Source organism: Sinomicrobium soli (assembly GCF_003285545.1).
Taxonomy (GTDB): domain Bacteria; phylum Bacteroidota; class Bacteroidia; order Flavobacteriales; family Flavobacteriaceae; genus Sinomicrobium.
This window is the reverse complement of the sequence record NZ_QLNV01000032.1, coordinates 1-4914: the sequence shown is the minus strand read 5'-3', so window position 1 is coordinate 4914 and position 4914 is coordinate 1. Positions and strand designations below refer to the sequence as shown.

Here is a 4914-nt window from a genome sequence, read left to right as displayed (position 1 = left end):
ATCTGTATACTGCTCACAAGACCACACAGACAGCAACAGTACTATTAGACAAAAAAGTACTCTTTGGGTGGTTTTCATATTGGGTTGGTTAATTGTTAAACACAAAACCAAAATTAAGCTGATTGACCCTATCTGGCTCTTGAAATCATGTCAAATACTATTAATATTTGGACATATGTGTTCGAAATGAGGGATTTTATAAAAATCCAAATAAGTGACGTGAAACCCCACAAGATAAATAGAACTCTTTATTTTATTTGCTCAAGGCTGTAGCGAACTTCATCCAGAATTTGGTCTACACGAACAGAAGGTATTTTTACAGGAAGTGAAAGTATTGATTCTCCACAAGTTCTTGCTTTGTTAATTTGTCCAGATGTAATATAATGCTTAAAAAGAGTTAAACGACTTTCAAATCGATTCGGGACCATATACACTGCTTTAAGCAAAGCCCTTTCTGCTTCTCTCATTTTGCCAATAGTACTATAGCATTTTCCCAAATGCACATATATCTGGTGATGATTCCGGCTTTTCAAGGCCTTGTTGAATATTTCAATGGCTTGGTCATACCTGCGTGCTCCCTCCAGTTGCCGACCGTAATACTCCATAAAACTGCCCTCGTGTTCCAGTGATGACATAACCTCCTGGCAGTGATGTAGGCCCTCTGTAATAAAACCCGCCCGTACCATTGCTTGGGAGGTTTCCCAATAATGGTAGGCCTGCCAATGTTTCAGTTGATGCCCATAAGTTTGGAAAAATAATAGCCCCGAGAGTAAAAGGCATCCTAACACCAAAAAGATCCGGGTTTTATTTTTATACAAATGCCCCCATACTATAATCGATGCACTACATAAAAAAATCAGTTGTATGAGTAATTTTTCGAACAAATGGTTGAAACAGGCTGCAATGGAAATTGCGATAAATAGGATTATAGCAAGATTATACGGCAAATGTTTTTTCTTGTCTACCGGTAATCGGAAAATACTTTTTAGCAGAAATAGTCCGATAACAGCAATAACCAACATACCGACGATCCCGTATTCAATGATGAATTGCCAATAATCATTAAATGCAAAATAGGTGTCATCTGCCAATAACAACTCTTGCTCCGTATAATTTCCAGCTTGAAAGTAAGCGGCCTGATAATCCATATAGTTCCTTTTAAAACCACCTTCTCCTATACCCGTTAAATAATGATCGCGAAACATCTCCCAGGACACTTTATAAATAAGCATCCGTCCTTTAGATGAATTTGGTTTTACCAAAAACACTAGCAAATAAAGTACTACAACTAATAATGCTCCTGAGATCAACACTAGTTGTCTATTATTGTATTTATAAGATAGCCTCGTTATAGCCAAATAACAACCCGCAGCAACAAAGCCAATAAAAAGAGACCGGCTTTCAGCAAAAACAGCAGCATACAGCAGCCCCACCAACACAACAATTACCGGCAAATACCTTTGCACATTACCACCATACTTGTTTTCCGTCCACATAAGTAAATATTCGTTCTTCCTTACCTCTTGTCAGATTGTGAAGCAGATACAACCCATTAGCTGGCACCAACCGATATAAGAGCTTCTGTTTACCGGCAACCTGTTTACCACAAGAAACCCAATGATCCTTATCCCAATAACGCAGCTCATAAGTATCACCTACAAGGATAAAATTGGTATCACTTCGCGGTGCAAATTGTATCTTTGTCAACTGCTTAGGACTTCCTACATCTAAACCTACCCAACTATATATAGAATCTTTTTTTTGGGGTACATGAACATAGGTCCCAATGTCCCCGTCAAAGGCATTTTGGTAGGGTGTATCTGGAAAACCTTTCATTTCAGGAAAACCTGTTACTTCTCCTTTTAATTCATCCCCATTTATTCCATAAAACTTCAATTCCCCAACATTAAGCAACTTCTCCTTATGGAAAAGCAATCGAAAATACCTGAAGGCTTTCTGGCTTGAAATCAGAGCTTGACCTATACTATCCGGAGCATTCTCAATGGTAAACAAATCAACAGCATCACTGAAATCAGCATGATTAGCACCCTGAAATCGGGCTCCAATTAAACGCTTCTCAAACTTCTCTATTCTCCAAAAACGCGGGTATTTTCTCAGTAGATTCATATCCTGAAGGCCTTCAGGTGAAATATAGGTAACTGTCCCATCCTTTTTAAGAATAAACGGATCGGACGCGGGAACCAATTTTCCCAGGTGATAATACATCGCCAAATACAAAACCCTTGCGCCCATTTGTTTAAATGTTGCATGCCCCCGGTGAATTGTACCATATGCCTGAACAGCCCATGTCCTGTTATTAAAAGTACAGATTACAGCATATTCTTTTGCTGTCAAAGACGGATATTTCAATGGTATTTCTACATCAAATGTTTGGGTATATTCTGCGGTTACATCTATACGATTTCGGTCTTTAAGTCTTGAAGGTATATCATTTGAAGCAGGTTCCTCCGGTTGCAGTTCAAAGGTTTTTCTATACACCTTAGCCATCGTAAGACGAGGTCTTACCCACGATCCAAAAGACATCTTTTTCGGAGCATCATACCACCAAGAGCGATCTCCGTCTTCTTGAAGAAGGACATTCCAATAATGCCCGCCATTGCGATTACCCCACAGAGGAATAAAATCTATATCCACCGGCACCCCATTTCCACGCATTACCATCGCATTGTAGTAGACTAATTGTTTGCATATACCCTGACGGCTAATTCGCATCAAACTTTCGGGCAAGTCAAAAGGATAGTGATTTAAAGCTTGGTTGGTAACTGTATTTTTCTTAAGGTGTCTAAACAACCTTTTGGCCACTTCACTTCTATGCTCCCCCTTCTTTTTGTCACGGAATCCCTGATACTCATCAAAAACATTGTGGTTCCACAATTCCGGACGTTCTGTACCTATTCTGTAAGGTAAAAGGTAGTGGCACAATTCCTCAAACGTGAGTTGTTTCCCCCAAGATAAGGTTTCACGAACTTTGAACGCCTGATCTATATGTGCTATGAGATAGGCAGAGGACAGAGATGTCTTATCCATGTTTTTTTCTGCATAATCGAGAGCTGGAGTACCGTAGACATCTACAAGTTCTTTCCATTTACGCTTTATTAATGGTGATTGTGGTGGTATATTTATACCGGCTTGATGTAGAGAATCTACATAGAAAAATAAAGAATCATACTCGGTAACGGCTTCCCCACCCCAATAATACCGCTCCTTCAAATTCGCAATCAAGTAATACGCTGCCTGTAATTTCTCCATATCACCTACTCGCTTATAGTGAGTTATTACTTTTTTCAGTTCTGAGCGATTGTTTTTAGCAGACCGTAATACTTCACTCACTTCTTTAGGGATATCCCGGCATGCAGCCAGTAGTATAGTAAATAGAATTAAAACATATTTAGTCATCTTCAACGGTTTGACACTTTAACATTATTTACTCTTTCCCTTTTAACTTGTGGTATTACATTTTGGGGTACAAATAATCATGCGAATCCAGTAGTTTTTAAATTATTTTTCCCAATTCGTTTTACCTGCCTTTTTTTCTACACGAATAATTTCTTTAGCAAAGTATATTTTTCCATCAAAAAAACCATCAGATATTTTCTCTCCACTACATATTACGATAATCTCTCCTTATCTCTGTAACGACATTAGGAAGCTACCTGATTTTTAAAAATATTGGTAGCGGTAGCGCAACAATAAGGTTTACGATAATTTTCCTAAGGTCCATCTTTACAAATTAGTCAATTATTGAGTCTATCCACGTGACCTCATATCTTTTAATCACACCCCATTTGCTTTTTTCATACAAATAGATTTTATTAAAAACCTTGTCATTTGTCAAAACATGGATAACTCCTGTCTTTTCTCCTTCTCTTATTAGTTCTTTTCTTTTATCTCCCGCTAATTCAATAAAAGAAGAAATATTTAAAATGTTTATATTCCTCAATTCTGATTCTGAAATTTCATCAAAACTCATCTTTGAACCCCATTCAAAATGCTCATTATCAATATGGAAACGTATTACCCCTTTCTTTTCTACTATTTTTTGAACGGAGCAACTTTCTTCTTCATTTTTCAAATTAAAAGATAGATGAACAACATCCTTAGTTTGGGAATATGAAAAAAGGCATGAAATCCCTATTAATAAAAAAACTATACTATTTTTCATTTTAGTTACATGTTTTATTACCTATGCCTTTATAACTACTTATTACGTTAGTTATACGTATTCTCTCTGTACTCGACAATTCATTCCAGGCAGTTGTTCCACTAAGTCCTTCCCAAGCAAGATCATTATAAAATTGATTAGTATGTTGAGTATTATCAAACTCTTTTAAAATATCAACTATGGTTTGTCGATAGTGCGCAGCCATTTGTTCGTGTTGCCAGTTTCCATGTCTTCTATAATAATCATAAATTCCCGGAAAATCATCGATTGAAACTGAATATCCAACAGACCGTAACTTACGAAACATCTCCGCATGTATTGTTTCATGCACCAAAGTTCGCGCCAAACCTAATACAGTTCGATTGGGTAATGTATTTCCATTTAATGTAATTTCAATATGGAGTGCCCCGCTATTACTTGTCTCTGCATTAGTTGAATTAGGCAAGCTATTACTTAGAGACAACTTCAAGTGTGCAACCGGAAATTCCCCGTCAAATTTTTTAATTGCACTCGCAAAACCTGTACTCAAATTGTTTAACTTATTATAAACACATTCTGCTTTAGTCCCCATAAATGAGGGATCTAAAATGATCTCATACATATCATCGGGCGGGTAATAGTCCCCTCCATCCCCATAACATTCATCCCAATTCACTACATCTTCGCAAGGATCAGGTTCTTCGGGGTAATCTGGATCATCAACCCATATGCACTCGTCGTAGCATTCCGAA

3 protein-coding genes and 1 pseudogene are annotated in these 4914 nt (G+C 37.5%); all 4 read right to left on the bottom strand.

Translation table 11 applies throughout. The annotated features are described in order from the left end of the window. Positions 1-248: 248 nt before the first annotated feature. A complete protein-coding gene (locus tag DN748_RS18795; protein ID WP_112373378.1) occupies positions 249-1496 on the bottom strand; it encodes an O-antigen ligase family protein in 1248 nt (415 codons plus the stop codon). After that, entirely contained in the window at positions 1468-3417 is a 1950-nt protein-coding gene (locus tag DN748_RS18790; RefSeq protein ID WP_112373377.1) for a hypothetical protein, read from the bottom strand. The genes DN748_RS18795 and DN748_RS18790 overlap by 29 nt, the downstream gene beginning before the upstream one ends. A gap of 334 nt (positions 3418-3751) precedes the next feature. Beyond that, positions 3752-4183, bottom strand: coding sequence for a hypothetical protein (locus DN748_RS18785; protein ID WP_112373376.1), 432 nt, complete (start codon positions 4181-4183; stop codon positions 3752-3754). Between the two features lies 1 nt (position 4184). Beyond that, positions 4185-4914, bottom strand: a pseudogene (locus DN748_RS19180) (hypothetical protein); the annotation flags it as partial.

Excerpts from the sequence above, each read along its gene's own strand:
- DN748_RS18790 (WP_112373377.1), bottom strand. The coding sequence starts at position 3,417 with ATGACTAAATATGTTTTAATTCTATTTACTATACTACTGGCTGCATGC.
- DN748_RS18795 (WP_112373378.1), bottom strand. The coding sequence starts at position 1,496 with ATGTGGACGGAAAACAAGTATGGTGGTAATGTGCAAAGGTATTTGCCG.
- DN748_RS18785 (WP_112373376.1), bottom strand. The coding sequence starts at position 4,183 with ATGAAAAATAGTATAGTTTTTTTATTAATAGGGATTTCATGCCTTTTT.